A 19,525-nucleotide genomic window follows, 5' to 3' on the forward strand; every position below is an offset into this window, starting at 1 on the left:
CCGGGCGCCGGCGGCCCCGCGCCGCGCGGTTGCGGTGAAGGGGCCCGACGCGCCGTACGGGGTCATATGCTGGCGCCGGAGGTCCCCATGAGCCACTCCGTCGCCGGAGAGCCGCCCTCTGCCGGCCGCCGCGCCGCACCGCTGACCACCGCCGCCTACTCCGCCGCCGAGTGGGACCTGCTGACCGGCCTGCCCGGCCGGGTGCTCGTGGCCGCCGCCGCCCCCGACCCCGGCGGCCCGTCCCGGGGCGTCGCCGCCGGGCTGGCCGGCCTCGACGCCGTGGCCGCCGGGCGTGCCTCCGACAGCGACCTGGTCCGCGCCGTGGTCGCCGCCATCTACGCCCGGCACGACGGGGCGACCGCCCCCGAGGACCGGCTCACCGACCTGGTCGACCTGCTGGCCGCCTGTCGCGCCACGGTCCGGGTGCTGCGTCGGCGGGCCGACCCCGCCGACTCGGCCGCGTACCGGCAGTGGGTGCAGTCGGTGGCGGCCCGGGTCCGGCGGGCCACCGCCGGCGCCCCGGCGGGCGGGGACGTGACGCCGACCGACCGGCGGTTCCTGGACCGGCTCGGCGGGGCCCTCGGCCTGGGCTGATCCCGCCCGACCCGACCGGGTGGCCCCGGCGCACCCGGCCGTGCGGGGCGACCGGGGGGTCCGTACCCTCTGGAGACCGTGACCGGTGATCAGCTTGAGGTCGGCGTGGGGCCGTGGGCCGGCGACCCCCCGGCCGACCCGCGCTACGACCCGGAGCTGCTCGCCGAGGGCGACCGGCGCAACGTCGTGGACCGGTACCGGTACTGGCGGCGGGAGGCCGTGGTGGCCGACCTCGACCGGCGTCGGCACGACTTCCACGTGGCGATCGAGAACTGGCAGCACGACCTCAACATCGGCACGGTGGTCCGCAACGCCAACGCCTTCCTGGCGGCCGAGGTGCACATCGTGGGGCGGCGGCGGTGGAACCGGCGGGGTGCCATGGTGACCGACCGGTACCAGCACGTCCGGCACCACGAGACGATCGAGGAGTTCGCCGCCTGGGCGGCGGACCGGGACCTGCCGGTGGTGGGCATCGACAACCTGCCCGGCTCCCGGCCGCTGGAGACGACGAGCCTGCCGCGCCGCTGCGCGCTGCTGTTCGGCCAGGAGGGACCGGGGCTGTCCGAGGCCGCCCGGTCGGCCTGCGACCAGCTCTTCTCCATCGCCCAGTACGGCTCGACCCGGTCGATCAACGCCGGGGTGGCCAGCGGCATCGCCATGCACGCCTGGATCCGCGCCCACGCCGGCCCGCCGCCCGCCTGACCTCCGCGCCCACCCCGCCCCGCCCGCGCGTCGGTCGGTCGTGCGCCGCTCGGTCGTGTGTCGGTCGGTCGTGTGTCGGTCGGTCGTCCCGCCGTGTCGGCGACATGGCGGTGTCCAGGGCTCCCGGACCGCCCGATGCCGGCGACATGGCGGCGCCCGTTCCCTTCCGGACCGGGGCAGGCCGGCGGGGGCGACGCGCCGGGGGATTCGGCCGCTCCACTTGACTGGGCGGCGAGCCGGGGCGACGGTGGAAACGTGAGTGTCGCGGTGAGTTGCCCCAGGTGTGGTGGATCCGTCCGGGAGCCGGACCTGATGCACACGGAGTGGCGCTGCGCGCGCTGCGGTCCCGTGCCGCCGCTGCACGTGCCCGAGCACATCGGCGCGGAGATCGTGGCCAGCGTCGTGGGCCGGGTCGCCGCCGCCGGGCCCCCCGACGGCCCCGCCACGCCGGTCTGGTGCCCGTGGCCCATGCCGCCCGGCTGGACCCTCACCGGCGTGGCGTACGCCGGGGACGAGCGCGCCGGGGTGCGCGCCACCGTCGTGGCCTTCGCCGGGCCCGAGCCGCTCGGCGGCGGCCCGGCCGACCTGGTGTTCGTGGCCGAGGAGCCGGGCGTCGGGCTGGGCACCCGGTTCGCCGGCATGGCCGGCCCCGACCCGGGCCCGCAACTCGCCGAGGCGCTGGACGATCCCGGCCCCGGGCATCCGGGGCATGTCGGGCAGGCCAGGATCCGTGTCGCCGGCCACCCGACTCCACTGTGGCTCGTGAATTCTCCGACGGATCGAAGCGCGTACGCCGGCGAGGCTCGGGGATTGTGGCTTCATGCGATAGCCTGGCCGGCGGGTGCGGGGCATCTGCTCGCCGAGGACGTGGAGCTGCACGACCTCACAGAGTGGACGCCGTCCGAGCTCGTGTACGGCGCTCCGTCTCCGTACCTGCACGGGAAGGCCTGACCAGCCGAGAGGCTTGGCAAGTCTCCCGTTCTGTCGGAGAACGGACGCAGAGATTCACTGTACGACACCTTACTGATACTCTGGGTGCCGCTGCGGTAAATGGACCCGGCGCCGCGCGAGAGGATGGCCCGCCATGGTCAAGAAGGTCCTCACCTGGGCCGGTATCGCATTCTTGATCTTCTTTGTTGCGTACCGGCCGAACTCCGCCGCAGACGTCTTCAAGTCGATCGGCGGCGGCATCATGGACATCGCCCAGGGGTTCGGCGACTTCTTCACCAGCCTCATCGCCTAACCGCCGATGGGCAGCCCCTCCGGTCCGCCGTTCGACCCCGACGACCCCGACCGGGAGCGCCGGGACCGAGACACGGAGCCGATCCCCCGGGTCAGGCCCGACGACGTTCCGGGCCCAGGCCCGGGGCAGGGCTTCTCCGACGGTCCGCCCTTCTCCGACGACGCCGGCTACGGCGACGGTCCCTTCGGCGGCCAGGCGCGCTCCGGGCGGGCCTGGGTCCGCGATCCGGAGGCCGACTACCAGCCGCCGCAGATCTCCGAAGAGGAGCTTGCCGGGCTGCGGGTCGACGCCTCCGGCATGCCGCTCGGCCCCCGACGGGTCCTGCCGCTGGAGGACGAGCCCAGCTCGCTGGTGGCGCGCTACCTCTTCCCCACCGAGCGCTACCGGGGCGAGTGGAAGCGGCACTGGATCCACCTGACCACGCCGATCCTGGTGGGCATCGGGGCGACCTTCGTCCTCGGCTACCTCTCCGGCTTCCTCGCCGGGCGGGACGTGGGCGCGCTGACCACCATCGCGGTGCTGCTCTGGTTCGCCGTGATGGGCTGGGTGGCCTGGAAGGTCGCCGACTGGTGGTACGACCGGTTCATCCTGACCAACAAGCGGGTCATGGTGGTCAACGGCATCGTCACCCGCAAGGTGGCGATGATGCCGCTCGCCCGGGTCACCGACATGAAATACGAGCAGAGCCCCACCGGCCGCGCCCTCAACTACGGCACGTTCGTGCTGGAGTCCGCCGGCCAGGACCAGGCGCTCCGTGAGATCAAGAACCTGCCCAACCCGAACGAGCTCTACCTGCGCGTCGTCGAGGAGATGTACGAGCCGCAGGCAGTCGAGGCCCGGCTGGGCAAGGAGGCGGACGAGGCCAAGGCCGACGACGGGGCGTGAAACTTTCCGTCCGAACATCGGAGGAAGCCCGCACCTTTCGCCGTCGCCCGGTCCGCCCCCGGCATGACAACCTGCCATGCAGGCACGGGGGTGCGGGAGGTGAGCGGTGGCCGCGAAAGACCCGCTGGAGGAGGAGTTCCGCGAGTTCGTCGCGGCCCGCTCCGGGGCGCTGCTGCGCACCGCATACCTGCTGACCGGCGACTGGGCCACGGCGGAGGACCTGCTTCAGACCGCGCTGACCAAGACCTACCTCGCCTGCAAACGGCTCGGCGGCATCGAGGCGATCGAGCCGTACGCGCGTCGCGTCATGGTCAACACGTCGACGAGCTGGTGGCGGCGGCGCTGGCACGGTGAGCGGCCGACCGAGGTGCTGCCCGAACGCGCCGGGGTCGACGAGATCGAGCAGCAGCTCGACCGGGACGTGCTGTGGCGGCAGCTCAGGGCGCTGCCCAGCCGGCAGCGCGCGGTGCTGGTGCTGCGCTTCTACGAGGACATGTCGGAGGCGCAGACCGCCGCGCTGCTGGAGATCTCGCCGGGCACCGTGAAGAGCCAGACCTCCCGGGCGCTGGCCACCCTGCGCCGACGGCTGGGCGCACAGGCCGCCCTCGACCTGACCGACGCGCCGCAGCCGCAGCCCGACGGGCGGGCGGGCAACCGTCCCGCCCCCCGGACGCGGCCCGCGGAGGCCGCCCGCCTCCGGCCCGCCCGACAGGCCGACCCCGCCGCCGCCCGTCCCGCCCCGGCGACCCCGCCCCGGCCCGCCCCGACGGTGCCCGCTACGCCGCGCCCGGCCCGGGCGGGGGTGCCCGCCGCGTCCACCACGAGCGGAGCCGGCCCTCGTCCCGCCCCGGCCGGCGGCGCGCCGCTCCCGGTGCGCGTCGAGCCCGTCGGTGCCCCGGTGCCGGCCGAGGCCGTCGGCGCGGAGCGGAGGTGAGCGGGGTGGCCGGTCCCGGTGACAACCGGACGCCCGTTCCCGCGCGTCCAACAGTCGTGACGGCGGACGAGCTGGAGCGTGCGCTCCGGGAGACCCTCTCCCGGCAGGCCGCCGTGCCGCTGCCGTGCACCGTGGACCCGGCCAGCCTGGCCATCCGGCGGGCCACCCGGACACGCCGCCGCCGGGTCGTCACCGGCACCGCCCTGGCCGGGATGGCCACGGTGCTGGTCAGCGCCGGCATGGTGCAGCTCAGCCCCCAGGCAACGCAGCCCACCCCGCCGACCGTGGTGCTCGGCGACCCGCGCGGCTCCTCCTGGACGGTCCCGGAACCGGTGCCGAGCCCGTCGGGCGGATCACCCCGACCGGCCCTCGGGCCGGCCGGCGGCGCGGTCGACCTGGTCGTCGACGGCACCCTCTACACCGCCGGGAACACGAACATCCCCCTCGGGGTGGCCGACGCCGACCGGGCGCAGCGCGTACCGGACAAGGGGGGTTGGCTGGTGGTGGGCGCGCCCACCGTCGCCGGCCGGGCCCTGCTGTCCGTGCACGCCGACGGCAGCACCAGGGTGCTGCTCGCCGGCGCGGAGGCGATCGCCGTCGCCCCCGACGGCGGCCAGGTCGCCTGGCGCGACGGCGACCGGCTCTCCATCGCCGGGATCGTCGGCGACAAGCTCGTCGCGGTCGCCGGCACGACGGCGCCCGGCGCGGCCGTGCCGGTCGGCTTCGCCGGCAACTCCGTCCTGGTGCGCCGCGATCCGGCCCGACCCGGGTACGCGCTCTGGCATCCGGCCGCGGGCGGGCTTCCCACCGCCGGCTGGCGCGACGTCCTCGCCGTCCACGGGGCGCTGCCGGACGGCCGGCTCGTCGGCCTCGTCTCCGCCGGCACGCCCCGACGCCCCTGCCTGGCGCTGCTCGACCCCACCCGGGCGCTGGCGACCATCCGCTCGGCCTGCGGGCCGACCCTCAGCTCCGACGGGCTGGGCGGGGTCTCCGCCGACGGCCGCTGGCTGCTGCTGAACGGCCGCACCGGCTCCTCCGATGCCACCGGGGCGCTCCTGGTCGACCTCGCTACCCTCGGCGGCACGTTGGTCGCCCGTCCCGCCGGCCCGACGCTGGCCGGCGCGGTGTGCTGGACGCCGGCCGGCACCGCCTGGTATGCCGACGCCCGGGGCGGGCTGGTGCCGGTGCGGCCCGACCGCGTGGTCGCCGGAGAGCGGGCCGCCGCCAGCCCGTTGACCGGCGTCGAGCCGGCCGGCCGGCCGGTGGTCGTCACCGACCCGGCACCCTGACCGGCCGGCGTCACCGACCCGGCACTCTGGCAGGCCGGCGGCACCGATAGCGTCGGGCGATGACCCCGCCCCCGGTGCCGGCCGCCGCCCGGATCGACCTGCACGCCCACTCGACGGCCAGCGACGGCACCCTCACGCCGGCCGAGCTGGTCCGGGCGGCCGGCGAGGCCGGCCTGGACGTCGTGGCGATCACCGACCACGACACCACCACCGGGTGGGCGCCCGCGGTGGCCGCGTTGCCGCCCGGCCTCACCCTGGTCCGGGGCGCGGAGATCTCCTGCCGCTGGCACGGGGCGGACCCGCCGGTGGCGCTGCACCTGCTCGCGTACCTCTTCGACCCGGCGGAGCCGGAGCTGGGCGCGGAGCTGGCCCGGGTGCGGGCCGCCCGTGAGGTGCGCGGGGAACGCATCGTGGCGCTGCTGCGCGCCGACGGCGTCGAGCTGAGCTGGCCGGAGATCCTGGCCGGGGCGGGCGGCGGGACGGTGGGTCGCCCACACATCGCCCAGGCTCTCATCCGCGCCGGGCTGGTGGCCACCACCACCGAGGCGTTCGGGCCGGAGTGGCTGGGTGAGCGGTACCGGCTGCCCAAGGACGACATCGACGTGTTCCGGGCGGTCCGGCTGGTGCGGGCCGCGGGCGGTGTGCCCGTGTTCGCCCACCCGAGGGCGAGCCGGCGCGGCCGGATCGTGCCCGACGAGCTGATCGTCGAGCTGGCGGCTGCCGGGCTCGCCGGCCTGGAGGCCGACCACGAGGACCATTCCCCCGCCGAGCGGGCGCACGTGCGGGCGCTCGCCGCCGAGCTGGGCCTGTTCGTCACCGGCTCGTCGGACTTCCACGGCACGCACAAGACCGTCCGGCTCGGCGCGTTCACCACCTCGCCCGAGGCGTACGGGCGGATCGTGGCCGAGGCCACCGGCGTGACCCCCGTCGCTTCGGCCTGATCCGCCTCCACCTGCGCGGCTACCCTCTCCGGGTGGATCTGAAGCTCTTCGGTGAGGTCTTCGTGACCCTGCTGGTCATCGTCGACCCGCCGGGCATGATGCCGATCTTCCTTGCGCTCACCGGCCCCCTGGCCGCCCGGGACCGCAACCGGGCCGCCTGGCAGGCGGTGGCCCTGGCGCTCGGGGTGATCGTGGTCTTCGCCGTGGCCGGGCAGACCCTGCTCGCGTACCTGCACGTCGACCTGCCGGCGCTCCAGGCGGCCGGCGGGCTGCTGCTGATCCTCGTCGCGCTGGAACTGCTGACCGGCAAGGCCGACGACCCCACCCAGCAGGCCACCTCGAACATCGCCCTGGTGCCGCTGGGCACCCCGCTGCTGGCCGGACCGGGCGCGATCGTGGCGACCATGCTCTTCGTCCAGCAGGCCGACCGGGCGCTCGACTACGGCGCCATCGCCGCGGCCATCGTGGCGGTGATGCTCACCGTCTGGGTGGTGCTGCGCTTCTCCGGCGGGATCGTCAAGATCCTGCGCCCGGGCGGGATCGAGGTGCTCACCCGCATCGCCGGCCTGCTGCTCGCCGCGATCGCGGTGCAGCTCATCGCCGACGCCATCGCGGCCTTCGTCACCCAGTACACGAGCGCGACCTGACCCCGGGACGCGGGCGTGGCGTCAGCCGGGGCGGCGGGCGGGCCCGATCCGTGCCCGCGCCCGGCCGGAGCCGGTGCCGGGCGTGGCTGATCCGGCGGTGCGACCCGCCGGCCGGGTCGGAGCGGCTGTCGTAGCCGGGTGGCAGGATCGCGGGGTGCGACCAGCCTCCTCATCCGGCCGCCCCGCCGGTCGACCCGCCGCCGGGGCGGGCCGGACCCCGCGCCCCCGCGCCGGCCAGCCCGCCCAGTCCCGCCCGGCCGCCCAGCCCGAGCAGCTCGGCTTCGACGGCATGCCGGAGCGGCTGTTCGTCTGCACCCCCAGCAAGCTCGGCGCGTACGCGGACTGCCCCCGCCGCTACCGCTACTCGTACGTGGACCGGCCCGCGCCGCCGAAGGGCCCGCCGTGGGCCCACAACTCGCTGGGCGCGAGCGTGCACAACGCCCTGAAGAACTGGTATGCCCTGCCCGCCGACCGCCGCCGCCCGGAGGCGCTGGCCGGGCTGCTGCGGGGCACCTGGGTACGCGACGGGTTCCGCGACGACGAGCAGGAGCGCGACGCGTACCGGCGGGCGTTGGCCTGGCTGGAGTCCTACGTCGAGACGCTGGACCCGCAGGCCGACCCGGTCGGCGTCGAGCGGGTGGTGGCGGTCAGGACGGCGGTGCTGGCGTTCAACGGGCGCGCCGACCGGATCGACCTCCGCCCCGGCGCGAGCGGGCCTGAGCTGGTCATCGTCGACTACAAGACCGGCCGCACAGGGCTGGACGCCGACGACGCGCGCGGCTCGCAGGCGTTGGCCCTCTACGCGTACGCCGCCGAGCGGGTGTTCCGTCGGCCGTGCCGCCGGGTCGAGCTGCACCACCTGCCCACCGGCACGATCGCCGCCCACGAGCACACCGTCGAGTCGCTGGCCCGGCAGGTCACCCGCGCCGAGGAGACGGCGCGGGACATCATGGGCGCCGAGCGGGCCGTCGCCGACGGGTCCGACCCGGACGACGCCTTCCCGGCCGAGCCGGGGCCGCGCTGCGGCTGGTGCGACTACCGCCGCACCTGCCCCGCTGGCGCGCAGACGCCGGGGAAGGATCCCTGGGCGGCCTTGGACCGCCGGGACTGACCCCGCCGGCCTGCCGACCCCGGGCCGGCCCCCGGGCGGCCTCGGGCGCGCGGGGCGGGTGTGGGGTCGGCGGGGCGGGCGTGTCATGTCGGGCTGATGGCGGTATCCGAGCGGCGGGATGCCGCCATGCCGGCGACATGACGCCGAGCCCTCGGCCCCGGGCGGGCCGGCCTCGGACGGGCCCCGCCCGGTCAGCGCGGGGTCAGGCGGGCGGCCCGTTCCTTCGCCGCCTGCTGCAACGGCCCCTCCCGCCAGCGCTGCGGCAGGGCCGTCAGCGCCAGCCGCAGGGCGCGGACGGTCAGGTCGGCCGACAGCTCGGTGGTCGGCAGCCCCAGGCCGCCGTACAGCCGGCGGGCCCAGGGCGGCAGCAGCGCGAACGCGGTGCCGGCGACGCCGAAGTACGCCAGCCGGGCCGGCCCGAGGTTCATCCCGACCCGGGCCGGGAGGTTGAGCTTCCACGGCAGGGGCGGGGCGGTGAGGAAGACGGCCGTCTCCGCCGCCTCCCGGGTCATCCGCAGCGCCGGCCGGACCTGCCGGTAGTAGTCCGCGACCTCGGCTGCCGTGCCGGGCACGTCCGCCGGGTCCAGCCCGACCAGGGCCGCCGCCCGGCGCTGCTCGGTGTAGTAGCCGTCGACCTCCGCGTCGGTCAGCGGCAGCCCGGCCCGGCGGGCGGTGCTCAGGAACGACTCGACCTCGGTGACGTGCACCCAGCGCAGCAGCTCCGGCTCGTCGATCCGGAACTCCTCCCCGGTGTCCGGGTCGGTGGCCCGCATCCGGCCGTGCAGCCGCCGCAGCCGGGCCCCGGCGGCCTCGGCCTCGGCCGTGGTGCCGTAGATGGTGGTGGCGACGTAGGTGGCCGTCCGGACCAGCCGGCCCCACGCGTCGGTGCGGTAGTTGCTGTTCTGGGCCACCCCGGCCATGGCCCGGGGGTGCAGCGCCTGGAGGTAGAGCGAGCGCAGGCCGGCGACGATCAGGATCGGCTCCTCGTGCACCTTCCACGTGACCGATCCCGGACCGAACAGGCCGAGGTCATCGGAGTCCACCCGACCAAGGGTGCCACGCCCGGCCGTGTGCCCGGTCGGGGCGGGACGGCGGTGTCAGTCGTCGGCGCTGCGGCGGGCCTGGCAGGTGGGGCAGAGCCCCCAGAAGGTGACCTCCGCCTCGTCCACCTCGAAGCCGTGGGCGGTGTTCGGGTCGAGGCAGGGCTTCTCGCCGACCGCGCAGTCGATGTCGGCGATCTCGCCGCAGCCCCGGCAGACCACGTGGTGGTGATTGTCGCCGGCCCGCGCCTCGTACCGGGCGGGACTGCCGGCCGGCTCGATCCGGCGGGACAGCCCGGCGCGGGACAGCGCGCCGAGGACGTCGTACACGGCCTGGGTGGAGACGGAGTCGAGGCGTTCCCGCACCCGCCGGGTGATCTCGTCGACCTCCAGGTGACCGCCGGCGGAGAGGACGTCCAGCACGGCGAGGCGCGGCCGGGTGACCCGCAGGCCCCTCGACCGCAGCAGTTCCTCGCCACCGGACATGAAGTCAATGACAGCACGGGGTGCACCGGGCGACAAGCGAGCTCCTGACCTGGGTGGTCCGGGCCACAGCCGCCGGGGCGGCGTACGCTGACGCCGCGGGGATCGCGTCCACGGCCGGAGGTGTCGGTGTTCAGGGAGATCAACGGGCTGCCAAGCCACATCCTGGTGATCCACGCGGCGGTGGTGTTCGTGCCGCTGCTCGCGCTGCTGGCCAGCGCGTACGGGCTGGTGCCGAGGTGGCGTCCCCGGCTGGGCTGGGCGGTGGCCGGCCTCGCGGTGCTGACCCCGATCGTCACCTGGGTGTCGACCGAGACGGGCGAGGCCCTGGAGGAGGCGTTCGAGGAGAAGGGCTTCGACCAGGCCCTGCTCGCGCAGATCCACGAGCATTCGGAGTACGCCGAGACGCTGCTCTGGTTCACCGTGGGGCTCGCCGTGGCCGCCATCGCACTGCTGCTGGTGACCCGCAACGACGACCGGGTCTCCCGGCTGCCGTCCTGGGCGCCCCTGCTGCTGACGGTGGTGGTGGTCGTGCTGGGCGTGGCCTCGCTGGTCTACGTCTTCCTCACCGGGGACTCCGGCGCCGAGGCGGCCTGGGGCCGGGTGCTCTGAGCCGACGCGGCCCGGGTCGGACGGCGCGGGTCAGCCGGCCCGGACCACGCGAACGGTCAGCGGACGCCCGGGAGCCGCAGTCAGCGGAACGCCCTGGAGCACAGCAGGCAGAGCAGGACCAGCAGCACCACGCCGGCGACCGCGCCGACGCCCCAGGTGACGTGTTGAGCCCGCTGCTCGACCGCGTCCAGTCCGGCCATGTCCTGCGGCGGCAGCTCGCGGGGCGGCGCGGCCTGCACGTGCAGCGGGGGACGCCACCCGGGCGGCGGCGGCGTGGTGGGCGGGGGCCCGCCGTAGCCGGTGGGCGGGTCGACGCCGGACGGGCCGGGCCCCGGTGGGCGCGGCGGGTCGTCGGTCATGCCGCCGTCGGCCGGGTCGGGCGGTCGACGCCAGTAGTCGTCCTCGGGGCGGTCACCGCTGGGCGTGGTCACGCCGACCGACGCTACCAACCGTCCGGGCGGGTGGCCGGTCGGACGCGGGCCGGAACCCGGGTAGTCTTGCCGTTCGTGAGCATCGACCCGGGGGCGCAGGCGCGCGGCGACGACGATCGCGCCGTCGACCTGAGCGAGGACTTCGTGGTGCTGCCCGAGCAGACGGCCGACGACACGGACCGGGGCTGGGGCGAGACGTCCGGCGGCAACGACGACTGGCTCCTCGCCGAGCGCCCCCCGCACTGGAGCTGAGCGCCGCCGAGGCCCCGCATGGCCCTCCCACCCGTACGCCAGCCGCGACTCCCTCGGAGGTGACGGCGGCTCACCCTCGCACCGGAGCCCTCGCCGGGCTCGCGGGCCGGCCGGCCGTGCCCGACGGGGTCGGCCAGCAGGAGCGTCATCCCCGCACCACGATCGCGAAACGGCTGCCCTCCGGGAGCCCGACGGCGCGGTGCGCCTGCTCGGGCCGCAGCGCCAGGTAGAGCGCCGAGGAGCCGTCGGTCGCGCCGGCACCGACCACGTCGAGCACCAGCGCCCGGGGTGCCAGCAGGTCGGCGTCACCGGCCTGCCGACCGGCCGGTACGGCGAGCAGGTCGACCCGGGCCCCGGGGCGGACGACCGCGAGCGCGGCCGGCTCGGCCAGCCGGATCGGCACCCCGACCGCCCCGTCGGGCAGCGGCAGGGCAGCCGGCGGCACGGCGGGGTCGGAAGCCGCCTCGGCGGGCGGTGGCGCGGCGGGGCCGGGGGAGCGGTCGCCGGCCGGCGGCGGGCAGCCGGACGGGGTCTGCAGGACCGCCGCGGCGAGCCCGAGAAGTGCGGCGACCAGCGCGGCGCGCAGCAGCGTCGCCCGCCCCGGCAGCCGGGGCCGGCGCAGCGGCCGCAGTGATCCCGTGTCCGCCCCGGCGTTCCCCATCCGGCCCTCCCGCCCACCCCCGGCACCAGTGCGGTGCCGGGAGCAGCAGGCTAGGCCGCGCGGGGGCCGTCCCGCCCGGCCAGGGGCGGAACCTGTGGACAACCGGGCCGCCTGTGGACAACGCCCACCGGGGCCGATGATCTGCTATGGCACGGGCACGGCGTGAATCTTGGAAGATTCCGGCCCCCGGAGGGGCCCGTTTCTTCCAAGATCTCCTATGCCCGGAGCCGCTGCCGTCAGGAGGCGCTGGAGGCGGGGGCCTTGGCCGTGCCGCTCGACGAGGACGAGCCCGACGACCCCGACGAACCGGAGGCCCCCGACGAACCCGAGGAGCCCGACGACCCGGACGAGCCCGACGACGCCGAGGAGCCGGCGGACGAGCCGCCCGACGTGCCCGACGAGCCGGAGTCGCCGCCGGAGGACGACTCCGAGGCGGCCGGCTTGCCCGAGCCGTTCTTGGCCGCGTCCGAGCCGGAGCGGGAGTCGGTGCGGTAGAAGCCCGAGCCCTTGAAGACGATGCCGACGGAGTTGAACACCTTGCGCAGCCGCCCCGCACACGCCGGGCACTCGGTCAGCGGCTCGTCAGAGAAGGACTGCACCGCCTCGAGCTGCTGGCCGCACTCGGTGCAGGCGTACTGGTACGTGGGCACGGTCTCCTCCGGATCTGGCACAGCCGGTTGGCACTCGACTCATTCGAGTGCCAATGGTGCGTCATCGGACCCGGGTTCGTCCAGCGGAAGTGCCCGGACCGACACGGAGTCGCCCGTCAGCGTACGCAGCCCGCCGGAGGGGCTCACCACCGCGCGGACGGGCCGGTCGTGCGGCTCGGCGGGCAGCCGCGCGACCAGCTCGCCGTCGTGCAGCAGGGCCACCGTCAGGGCGTCCGTGCCGACGCGGGCCAGCGCCCGGTCGTAGCTGCCGCCGCCGCGCCCCAGCCGCCGCCCGCGCCGGTCCACCGCCAGGGCGGGCACCACCACCAGCCGCGCGTCGGCGACCGCCGCCCGGCCGAGCCGGGGACCCGTCGGCTCCCGCAGGCCCCGTCCGGCCGCGACGAGGCAGCCCGGCCCGGTGTACGCCGCCCAGTCCAGGTCGAGGTCGTCCCGGAGCACCGGCAGCAGCAGCTCGCCACCCGGCGGCAGCGCCGCGCGCAGCGCCTCCGGCAGCTCCGGCCCGCCCGGCTCCGAGCCGACGGGGACGTACGCGGTGACCCGGGCCGGGCGCAGCCGGCGTACCAGATCGGTCAGCGCGGCCCGGACGCGCGCCGCGGCCTCCGCCCGCGCCGGGGCGGGCAGCGCGCGGCGGCGGGCGAGCAGCTCCACCCGCGCCTGCCGCTTCGCCTCGTGGGTCACTTCCGCTTCATCAGAAAAATCCGGCACGCAACACTCCTGACGCAACGTTTGTCTCGCGGTCGCACTGTGTCAGCATCGCTACATCGGGCGCGGAACTTCCGGGGGGAGCGTTGACGCTACGCGGGCGGTTGACGGCGGCCTTCCTCACGGTGGTGCTCGGCCCGGTCCTGCTCGGGGCGTTCTTCGTCGGCCTGACCATGACGACCGTCGACCGCAACCGGGCGGCCGAGCGGCTCGGCCTGGCCGCCGCGACCGTGCGTACCTCGGTCGACGCCCTCTGCCAGCAGCTGCGCGCGGCGGCCGACGCGGTCGCCCTGGCCCCCGACGCGGCCGGGCGGGCGGGCACGGCCGGGCAGGTGGTCGGCCGGGGCCTCGCCGCCGCCGTGCTCGTCACCGACGTGGCCGGCGTCCCGACCTACGCCACCCCCGGTGCCCCGGCCGCGCCCTGGCGGGACTGCGGCGCCGCCGACCCGGCCGCCGGGCCGGTCGCGGCGCTCGCCGCCCGGGTGGCGCTGCGCGACCGGGCCGGCGGCGACCTGGGCGCGGTCGTCACCGCCCAGCCGGTCGACCCGGGCCTCGTCGCGCGGCTCGCGGCGGTCACCGGCGTCGCGGTCACCCTCCTCGACGGCGCGCCAGGCTCCGTCGGGGTCGCGCAGACCACCGAGGCCCCGGCCGTACGCGACGGGGTGCTCGCCGCCGCACGCCGGGCCGCCGGCGACCAGGTCACCGGCACGGGCGACGGCCGGTACGTCCGCCGCGTCCTCCCCGCGCCGGGCCAGCCGCTGCCGCTGGTGCTCTCCGTCCCCAGCGAGCAGCCCCCCGACCTGTACGCGGCGCTGGTCGGCGCGGTGCTGCTGGCCGGGCTGCTGGCGGTGGCCGCCGCATGGCGGCTGGCCCGGGTCACCACCCGCCCGCTCGTGGAGCTGGCCGGCGCGGCGGACCGGGTGGCCCACGGCGACCTCGCCACCCGGGTGCCGGTGCGCAGCCGCGACGAGCTGGGCCGGCTGGCCGGCGCGTTCAACCGGATGACCCGGGAGACCGGCATCTACGTGCAGGCGCTCACCAGCAGCCGGGACCAGCTGCGCGGCCACCTCGCCGTGCTCGGCGACACCCTGGCCAGCACCCACGACCTGCAACGGATCCTGCGGGTCATCCTGCACAGCGCGATCGCGGCCACCGGGGCGCGGGCCGGTGCGGTGCTGCTGGTCGACGGCGGCGTCCTGGTCGGCCGGTGCGCCGAGGGGCTCGACGGGCGCTGGTCGCCCGACGCCGGTGTGGAGGCGGAGGCCGCCGGCGCGGCCGGCCTGCGGGTGCCCGTCGGCGCGGGGATCGTCGGCGCGGTGGCGGCGACCGGCCAGCCGCGCCGGGGACGGGCCGACCCGGTGGCGGAGGCCGCCGGGGAGCCGCGCTGCGAGACGTACGTCGCGGTGCCCTTCGCCGCCCCCGGCGGCCCGGCCGACCCGGGCATCCGGTCCGGCGTGGACCCGGGCACGCCCGGCGGCCCGGCGGCGGCGCTCGGCGTGCTGGTCCTCTACGACCGGCTCGGCGGGGACGAGTTCGACGACGCGGACCTGGAGACCCTGCGGACCTTCGCCGGGCACGCGGCGGTGGCGGTCGACAACGTGCGGGTGCACGAGGAGGCCCAGCGGTTGTCGCTGACCGACCCGCTCACCGGGTTGTGGAACTACCGCTACCTGCGCGAGTCGATCCGCCGCGAGGTGGAGCGGGCCAGCCGGTTCGGCCGGATGCTGAGCGTCCTCGCCCTGGACCTGGACCGGTTCAAGGAGGTCAACGACACCTGGGGGCACGCCGCCGGGGACGCCGTGCTCGTCGAGTTCGCCCGCCGGGTGCGGGGCGAGATCCGCGAGGTGGACCTGGCCTTCCGCCAGGGCGGGGAGGAGTTCGTGGTGCTGCTGCCGGAGACCGACGCGCGGGGCGCGGCGATCGTCGCCGAACGGCTCGGCGCGGCGACCCGGGACACCCCCGTCCCGGTGGACTCGGGCGGCGGGGCGCGGATCCGGGTGACCGTCTCCGTCGGCATCGCCGTCTACCCGGACCACGCCTCCACCGGCGAGCAGGTCCTCGACGCGGCCGACGACGCCCTGTACGCGGCGAAGGCGGCGGGCCGGGACACCTGGCGGCTGGCCGAGGCGCGGCCCTGGCCGCCGGTGGAGGAGCTGGCCGTGCCGGCCGGTTCGGTCAGCCCGGCCGACGGCCTGCCCCGGGCCGGCGGCGCGTCTTCCGGTCCTCACCCGTCGCAACACGGCCTTGGCCGATAGTCTCGCGACATGTCGGAGCACTCAGCGAACCCCTCAGCGGCCACCGCAACCGGTCGTTCCCGCGCGGTCAAGGCCGTCATCCCGGCCGCCGGCCTGGCCACCCGGTTCCTGCCGGCCACCAAGGCGGTGCCCAAGGAGCTGCTGCCGGTCGTCGACCGGCCGGTCCTGCAGTACATCGTCGAGGAGGCCACCCAGGCGGGCATCGGCGACGTGCTGCTGATCACCGGGCGCGGCAAGACATCGATGGTGGACCACTTCGACCGCCGGCCCGACCTGGAGGCCCGGCTGGAGTCCAAGGGCGACGCCGAGCGGCTGGCCGCGGTGCGCCGCCCCAGCGAGCTGGCCGAGATCTACACCTGCCGGCAGCCGGAGCAGCTCGGCCTCGGCCACGCCGTCGGCTACGCCGAGTCGCACGTCGGCGACCAGCCCTTCGCGGTGCTGCTCGGCGACGAGTTCGTCAAGCCGTCCGAGCCGCTGCTGCCCGCGATGCTGGAGCTGCAGGCCCGCACCGGCGGCATCGTGCTGGCCTTCTTCGAGGTCGACCCGGCCGAGACCAAGCGGTACGGCATCGCCTCCGTCGAGGCCGCCGAGCCGGAGCTGACCGACATCGGCGAGGTCGTGAAGGTCACCGGCATGGTCGAGAAGCCCAAGCCGGAGGACGCCCCCAGCAACCTCGCCGTCCTCGGCCGGTACGTGCTACCGGGGCGGATCTTCGACGCGATCCGGCGCACCGAGCCGGGCAGCGGCGGCGAGATCCAGCTCACCGACGCGATGGAGCTGCTGCGCACCGAGGGCGTCCCGGTGCACGCGATCGTCTACCGGGGCACCCGCTACGACACGGGGATGCCGCTGGGCTACCTCCAGACGGTGGTGCAGCTCGCCTGCGAGCGCGAGGACCTCGGCGCGGAGTTCCGCAAGTGGCTCGCCGAGTTCGTCAACAACGGCGACGAGACCGTCACCGAGGCGATCCTCAACGGCATGCGCGAGGCGTCGGGCGGTCCTAATACATGACCGCGACGGCCGACGCCGAGGCGGCCGCGAACGAGTTGACGCCGCTCGCCGACTACCTGGGCAGCGTGCTGCGCAGGTTACGCGCGCTGCCTCCGCTCGACCTCGACCTCACCCAGGCGTACGGCAACGTCCTCGCCGAGGACGTCGTCGCGCCGCACTCCTACCCGGCCTTCGACCAGGCGGCCGTCGATGGGTACGCGGCGCGCTGGGACGACCTCTCCGGCGCGGGCCGGGCGGCGGGCGGATACGCCGGCCGCTCCGGCCCGTCCGGGTCCCGCACCGTACGGCTCAACGTGGTCGGCGACCTCGGCGCGGCGAGCTGGCGGCCGGTGCGGCTCACCCCGGGGGCCTGCTTCTCGGTGGCCGCCGGCGCCCCGCTGCCGATCGCCGCCGACGTGGTGGTGCCGGTGGAGTGGACCGACCAGGGCATGGCCGCCGTGGAGATCTTCCGCACCCCCAAGCGGGGGTACGGGGTGCGCCGCGCCGGTGAGGAACTGCCGGCCGGCACGCTGCTCGCCCGCGCCGGCACGTACGTCTCCCCGGCCCTGGTGGCCGTCTTCGCCGCCACCGGCATCGGGCACGTGGTGGTGCGGCCCAGCCCCCGGGTGGTCATCGTGGCCACCGGCGACGAGCTGGTCGACGTGGGCCGGGGCAGCCAGCCCGGCCAGGTGGTGGACGCGAACTCGCACGCCCTGACCGCCGCCGCCGCCGAGGTGGGCGCGCTGGCGTACCGGGTGGGGATCTGCGACGACGACCCGGAGGGGCTGCGCGGGCTGCTGGAGGACCAGACCCTGCGGGCCGACCTGATCATCACCACCGGCGGCACGGGCACCGGGCCGGGCGACATGGTGCGCCGCATCCTGTCCCGCCGGGAGGGCGGCCGGGCCGGGCCGGTCACCTTCACCGAGGTGGCCCTCTATCCCGGCACCGCTCTCGGGTTCGGTACGGTCGGCGCCGAGGAGGTGCCGGTGGTCTGTCTTCCTGGTGAACCCGGCGCGGCGCTGATCGGCTTCGAGGTGCTGGCCCGGCCCGCCATCAACCTGTTGGCCGGGGCCGAGCCCGTGTTCCGGCCGAGCGTGCGCGCGCACCTGCTGGAGACCATCACCTCGCCCGGCGGGCTGCGCGAGTTCCGCCCCGCGCACGTCGCCGAGCGGCGCGGCGGCGGCTACACCGTCCAGCCGCTGCCGGGCGGGAAGTTCACCCTGTCCGGCCTGGCCGAGGCCAACGGGCTGATGGTGCTCGGCGAGCGGGTCACCACGGCCGCCGCCGGCTCCACCGTGGACGTCCTCCTGCTGGACCGGCGCCGGTGAGCGCGAGGAGTGAGCTTGCGAGCCCCGCAGTCGCGAGCGGAAGGTCGGCTCGGTGAGCGCGAGGAGTGAGCTTGCGAGCCCCGCAGTCGCGAGCGGAAGGCTGGCCCGGTGAGTGGACTGTGGTCGGGGCGGTCGCCAGGGTGGCCGGTGGTGCTCGCGGACGGTCCGGTGCTGCTGCGACCCTACCGACGTTCGGACGCGGCGGCCTGGTCGGAGGTGCGCCGCACCAACCGGGCCTGGCTGGCCCCGTGGGAGTCTGCGCTGCCCGGCAACTGGGACGACCTGAACTCCCCGGCGGCGTTCCGCTGGGTCCACAAGGACCAGCGCCGCTCGGCGCGTACCGGCGAGGGGATGCCGTTCGCCGTCTGCCTGCGTGAGCACGGCGGGGAGCGGCTGGTCGGGCACCTCAACGTCGGCAGCATCGTCCGGCGGGCGTTCTGCTCGGCGTACGTCGGATACTGGGTGGACTCCCGGGTGGCCGGGCGGGGCGTCATCCCCACCGCGCTGGCGCTCGCCGTGGACCACGCGTTCGGCCCCGGCGGGCTGCACCGGATCGAGGTCAACATCCGGCCGGAGAACAAGCCGTCCCGCCGGGTGGTGGAGAAGCTCGGCTTCCGCGAGGAGTCGTACCACGTGCGTTACATGCATATCGACGGTGCGTGGCGCGACCACATCGGATACGCCATGACCAGCGAGGAAGTCGCGGCCGAGGGTGGCCTGCTGGCCCGCTGGCACCGGCTGCGCGCCACCGCGGGGTGAACCGTCCCACCCCCGCCTGATCGGCGCGGCGCACAATCAACGCGGTCGGCGGCCCGTAACCTCAAGTAACTGCAAGCTGCGGCAAGCGCTGCACGACCGCATGTTCGACCGCCCGGAACGGGGTCCGTCGAAGATCCTGCGGCCGTACGGCGGTTGCCCCGAACTTGGTGACGGGAGGGGTGAGGGTGCCGACCTCGGTGCTCCTCGCCGTCCTCGCCGCCGCCGGTCTGCTCGCCCTCGCGCCGGCGCTCGTTCGCCGGTACGACGCCACCGAGCGGCTGGTGGCGGAGCGGGCGCAGTCGACGGCGCGGGTGCTCCAGCGCCGCCGGCGGCGACGCACTGTCCCCGGGCGCCGGCCGGTCAACCCCTCCCGCTCCCTCGTTGTCACCCTCAGTGAAGATGCGAACACGGGCGGTCTCTCTGCCCCCGTCTCCGCTCCGCCCGCCCCGACGCGGCGGCGGGGCCGGCTGCGCGCCGTGCCCCCGGCCGCGAAGTCCCGTCGACGGGCCGCGCCCCGCCGCCGGCCGCACACCCCGGCGATCTACCGCAGGCGGCGGGTGCTCGCCGCCCTGCTGCTGCTCAACGTCGTCGAGCTGATCGGGGTCGCCGTCGTCGGCCCCGGCTTCTGGATCGGCTCCTCCGTCACGGCCACCCTCCTGGTGACGTACGTGGTGCACCTGCGCAAGCGGGCCCTCGCCGAGCGCCGCCGCCGACGCGCCCACGCCCGGGAAGCCGCCTGGCTGGCCGCCCGGCAGGCCGAGGTGCGCCGGGAGCAGGCCCGCCGGGCAGCGGCCCGCCGGGAGGCCCAGCGCCGCCTGGCGGCCCAGCGCGAGGCGGTACGCCGCACGGCGATGGGCCTGGACCGTCCCGCCGACCTGCCGCCGGCAGCCAGCGGCGGCGGCTCGGTGTCGTACCGGCGGGCGGGCGGGCTGCGGGGCCGCCCGTACCAGTCGGGCCGCACCTCCCACTCGGCCTGACCGGCCTCTCCCGCC

General features: G+C 76.2%; 23 protein-coding genes. 17 read left to right on the forward strand and 6 right to left on the reverse strand.

Features of this window, described 5'->3' with window-relative positions:
* Positions 1-66: 66 nt before the first annotated feature.
* The 10 genes from TK50_RS05545 (at position 67) to TK50_RS05585 (ending at position 8,346) form a co-directional block, all read left to right on the forward strand.
* Positions 67-594 (forward strand): hypothetical protein, encoded by a 528-nt coding sequence (locus TK50_RS05545; protein ID WP_043961754.1) that lies wholly within the window; start codon positions 67-69, stop codon positions 592-594.
* A 78-nt stretch (positions 595-672) separates the two neighbouring features.
* Positions 673-1,296, forward strand: a complete 624-nt coding sequence (locus TK50_RS05550; protein WP_043961755.1) for a TrmH family RNA methyltransferase — start codon at positions 673-675, stop codon at positions 1,294-1,296.
* A 267-nt stretch (positions 1,297-1,563) separates the two neighbouring features.
* A complete protein-coding gene (locus tag TK50_RS05555; protein WP_338390902.1) occupies positions 1,564-2,247 on the forward strand; it encodes a DUF6758 family protein in 684 nt (227 codons plus the stop codon).
* A gap of 133 nt (positions 2,248-2,380) precedes the next feature.
* Positions 2,381-2,539 carry a hypothetical protein gene (locus TK50_RS34345; protein WP_165878125.1) on the forward strand — a complete coding sequence of 53 codons (159 nt, stop codon included), beginning with the start codon at positions 2,381-2,383 and terminating at the stop codon, positions 2,537-2,539.
* Positions 2,540-2,545: 6 nt separating this feature from the next.
* Positions 2,546-3,424, forward strand: a complete 879-nt coding sequence (locus tag TK50_RS05560; protein ID WP_043961757.1) for a PH domain-containing protein — start codon at positions 2,546-2,548, stop codon at positions 3,422-3,424.
* Between the two features lie 106 nt (positions 3,425-3,530).
* Positions 3,531-4,358 (forward strand): SigE family RNA polymerase sigma factor, encoded by an 828-nt coding sequence (locus TK50_RS34750; protein ID WP_043961758.1) that lies wholly within the window; start codon positions 3,531-3,533, stop codon positions 4,356-4,358.
* A 5-nt stretch (positions 4,359-4,363) separates the two neighbouring features.
* Positions 4,364-5,647 carry a hypothetical protein gene (locus TK50_RS05570; RefSeq protein WP_241773930.1) on the forward strand — a complete coding sequence of 428 codons (1,284 nt, stop codon included), beginning with the start codon at positions 4,364-4,366 and terminating at the stop codon, positions 5,645-5,647.
* A 59-nt stretch (positions 5,648-5,706) separates the two neighbouring features.
* On the forward strand, positions 5,707-6,588 hold the full coding sequence (locus tag TK50_RS05575) for a PHP domain-containing protein (protein WP_043961760.1): 882 nt from the start codon (positions 5,707-5,709) through the stop codon (positions 6,586-6,588).
* Positions 6,589-6,620: 32 nt separating this feature from the next.
* Positions 6,621-7,235 carry a MarC family protein gene (locus tag TK50_RS05580; RefSeq protein ID WP_043961761.1) on the forward strand — a complete coding sequence of 205 codons (615 nt, stop codon included), beginning with the start codon at positions 6,621-6,623 and terminating at the stop codon, positions 7,233-7,235.
* Positions 7,236-7,524: 289 nt separating this feature from the next.
* A complete protein-coding gene (locus tag TK50_RS05585; RefSeq protein ID WP_043963918.1) occupies positions 7,525-8,346 on the forward strand; it encodes a RecB family exonuclease in 822 nt (273 codons plus the stop codon).
* A gap of 191 nt (positions 8,347-8,537) precedes the next feature.
* Here TK50_RS05585 and TK50_RS05590 read toward each other — a convergent pair whose 3' ends face one another.
* Together TK50_RS05590 and TK50_RS05595 are read right to left on the reverse strand one after the other, a co-directional pair.
* Entirely contained in the window at positions 8,538-9,389 is an 852-nt protein-coding gene (locus TK50_RS05590) for an oxygenase MpaB family protein (protein ID WP_043961762.1), read from the reverse strand.
* A 54-nt stretch (positions 9,390-9,443) separates the two neighbouring features.
* Positions 9,444-9,872, reverse strand: a complete 429-nt coding sequence (locus TK50_RS05595; RefSeq protein ID WP_043961763.1) for a Fur family transcriptional regulator — start codon at positions 9,870-9,872, stop codon at positions 9,444-9,446.
* A gap of 126 nt (positions 9,873-9,998) precedes the next feature.
* On the opposite strand from TK50_RS05595, the gene TK50_RS05600 reads away from it, so the two are divergent.
* The gene (locus TK50_RS05600; protein ID WP_043963920.1) at positions 9,999-10,481 is read left to right on the forward strand and encodes a DUF2231 domain-containing protein; all 483 of its coding nucleotides are present in this window, start codon (positions 9,999-10,001) and stop codon (positions 10,479-10,481) included.
* A gap of 80 nt (positions 10,482-10,561) precedes the next feature.
* On the opposite strand, the gene TK50_RS05605 is transcribed toward TK50_RS05600, so the two are convergent.
* A complete protein-coding gene (locus TK50_RS05605; RefSeq protein ID WP_043961764.1) occupies positions 10,562-10,912 on the reverse strand; it encodes a hypothetical protein in 351 nt (116 codons plus the stop codon).
* Between the two features lie 66 nt (positions 10,913-10,978).
* Between TK50_RS05605 and TK50_RS05610 the strand changes: the two genes are divergently transcribed.
* Positions 10,979-11,164, forward strand: a complete 186-nt coding sequence (locus TK50_RS05610) for a hypothetical protein (protein WP_043961765.1) — start codon at positions 10,979-10,981, stop codon at positions 11,162-11,164.
* Between the two features lie 145 nt (positions 11,165-11,309).
* Here TK50_RS05610 and TK50_RS05615 read toward each other — a convergent pair whose 3' ends face one another.
* The 3 genes from TK50_RS05615 to TK50_RS05625 all read right to left on the reverse strand — a co-directional run bounded on the left by TK50_RS05615 (position 11,310) and on the right by TK50_RS05625 (position 13,201).
* Positions 11,310-11,825: a hypothetical protein gene (locus TK50_RS05615; protein ID WP_043961766.1), complete on the reverse strand. Its 516-nt coding sequence runs from the start codon at positions 11,823-11,825 to the stop codon at positions 11,310-11,312.
* A 236-nt stretch (positions 11,826-12,061) separates the two neighbouring features.
* Positions 12,062-12,496, reverse strand: a complete 435-nt coding sequence (locus TK50_RS32825) for an FmdB family zinc ribbon protein (protein WP_241773931.1) — start codon at positions 12,494-12,496, stop codon at positions 12,062-12,064.
* A gap of 18 nt (positions 12,497-12,514) precedes the next feature.
* Positions 12,515-13,201, reverse strand: coding sequence for a 5-formyltetrahydrofolate cyclo-ligase (locus TK50_RS05625; protein WP_082106192.1), 687 nt, complete (start codon positions 13,199-13,201; stop codon positions 12,515-12,517).
* 83 nt (positions 13,202-13,284) lie between these two features.
* Here TK50_RS05625 and TK50_RS05630 point away from each other — a divergent pair, with 83 nt between their 5' ends.
* The 5 genes from TK50_RS05630 (at position 13,285) to sepX (ending at position 19,510) form a co-directional block, all read left to right on the forward strand.
* On the forward strand, positions 13,285-15,453 hold the full coding sequence (locus TK50_RS05630; protein ID WP_199485970.1) for a GGDEF domain-containing protein: 2,169 nt from the start codon (positions 13,285-13,287) through the stop codon (positions 15,451-15,453).
* Positions 15,454-15,462: 9 nt separating this feature from the next.
* Positions 15,463-16,464: a UTP--glucose-1-phosphate uridylyltransferase gene (locus tag TK50_RS05635; RefSeq protein WP_043961768.1), complete on the forward strand. Its 1,002-nt coding sequence runs from the start codon at positions 15,463-15,465 to the stop codon at positions 16,462-16,464.
* Positions 16,461-17,774, forward strand: coding sequence for a molybdopterin molybdotransferase MoeA (locus TK50_RS05640; RefSeq protein ID WP_043961769.1), 1,314 nt, complete (start codon positions 16,461-16,463; stop codon positions 17,772-17,774). Before TK50_RS05635 ends, TK50_RS05640 begins: the two co-directional genes overlap by 4 nt.
* A 150-nt stretch (positions 17,775-17,924) precedes the next feature.
* Positions 17,925-18,533: a GNAT family N-acetyltransferase gene (locus TK50_RS05645; RefSeq protein ID WP_043963925.1), complete on the forward strand. Its 609-nt coding sequence runs from the start codon at positions 17,925-17,927 to the stop codon at positions 18,531-18,533.
* Positions 18,534-18,712: 179 nt separating this feature from the next.
* The gene (gene sepX, locus TK50_RS05650) at positions 18,713-19,510 is read left to right on the forward strand and encodes a divisome protein SepX/GlpR (RefSeq protein WP_199485971.1); all 798 of its coding nucleotides are present in this window, start codon (positions 18,713-18,715) and stop codon (positions 19,508-19,510) included.
* The last annotated feature ends 15 nt before the right edge of the window (positions 19,511-19,525 follow it).

Origin of the sequence: Micromonospora haikouensis (genome assembly GCF_000876225.1) — a bacterium.
Lineage (GTDB): Bacteria > Actinomycetota > Actinomycetes > Mycobacteriales > Micromonosporaceae > Micromonospora > Micromonospora haikouensis.

Excerpts from the sequence above, each read along its gene's own strand:
- TK50_RS05545 (WP_043961754.1), top strand. The coding sequence starts at position 67 with ATGCTGGCGCCGGAGGTCCCCATGAGCCACTCCGTCGCCGGAGAGCCG.
- TK50_RS34345 (WP_165878125.1), top strand. The coding sequence starts at position 2,381 with ATGGTCAAGAAGGTCCTCACCTGGGCCGGTATCGCATTCTTGATCTTC.
- TK50_RS05560 (WP_043961757.1), top strand. The coding sequence starts at position 2,546 with ATGGGCAGCCCCTCCGGTCCGCCGTTCGACCCCGACGACCCCGACCGG.
- TK50_RS05575 (WP_043961760.1), top strand. The coding sequence starts at position 5,707 with ATGACCCCGCCCCCGGTGCCGGCCGCCGCCCGGATCGACCTGCACGCC.
- TK50_RS05585 (WP_043963918.1), top strand. The coding sequence starts at position 7,525 with ATGCCGGAGCGGCTGTTCGTCTGCACCCCCAGCAAGCTCGGCGCGTAC.
- TK50_RS05595 (WP_043961763.1), bottom strand. The coding sequence starts at position 9,872 with ATGTCCGGTGGCGAGGAACTGCTGCGGTCGAGGGGCCTGCGGGTCACC.
- TK50_RS05615 (WP_043961766.1), bottom strand. The coding sequence starts at position 11,825 with ATGGGGAACGCCGGGGCGGACACGGGATCACTGCGGCCGCTGCGCCGG.
- TK50_RS05635 (WP_043961768.1), top strand. The coding sequence starts at position 15,463 with ATGTCGGAGCACTCAGCGAACCCCTCAGCGGCCACCGCAACCGGTCGT.
- TK50_RS05640 (WP_043961769.1), top strand. The coding sequence starts at position 16,461 with ATGACCGCGACGGCCGACGCCGAGGCGGCCGCGAACGAGTTGACGCCG.